This is a genomic window from Vibrio sp. 378 (assembly GCF_033339435.1).
This window is the reverse complement of sequence record NZ_JAWOUO010000633.1, coordinates 1-662: the sequence shown is the minus strand read 5'-3', so window position 1 is coordinate 662 and position 662 is coordinate 1. Positions and strand designations below refer to the sequence as shown.

The following is a 662-nucleotide window of genomic DNA, read 5'->3' as shown; positions in this document are numbered from 1 at the left end:
TTGATTGACTCTAGTGCTTTTGCACGTAGGCCAGCTTGGTCCATTGATACGAACCATTGAGGTGTTGCGCGGAAGATGATTGGAGTCTTATGACGCCAACAGTGCGGGTAGCTATGCTCGTAAGCGTGATGATGTAGTAGCGCGCCTTTTTCTTTTAGCGTTTCTACGACAGCGTCATTCGCTTTGAATACGTGCTGACCAGCAAAAAGCTCAGTGTCTGGTAGGTAAACACCGTTTGAGCCCACTGGGTTTGCCACTTCTAGGTTGTACTTTTGGCCAACCGCAAAGTCTTCCTGACCATGGCCAGGTGCCGTGTGAACCACACCAGTACCTGAGTCAGTCGTCACGTGATCACCAAGGATCGCCGGAACTGTGAAATCGTAGAATGGGTGTTGGAACTGAGAAAGCTCTAGATCCGCACCTTTCGCAAAACCAAGGTTATGGAAGTGCTCGATGCCCGCGCGATCCATCACATCTTTTGCCAATTCAGCAGCAACGATAATACGCTCAGGGTTGTCACCCTCAACTTGGATTAGCACGTACTCAAGATCATCACGTAGACATACTGCGCGGTTTGCCGGCAGAGTCCAAGGAGTGGTTGTCCAGATAACGATTGAAACGTCACCCTTACCTGCGTGGCCTTCAGTCAATTCAAATTTAGA

General features: G+C 49.5%; 1 pseudogene. It reads right to left on the bottom strand.

What is annotated here, in order from left to right:
- A pseudogene (locus R7Q48_RS27975) lies at positions 1–662 on the bottom strand (class I tRNA ligase family protein); the annotation flags it as partial.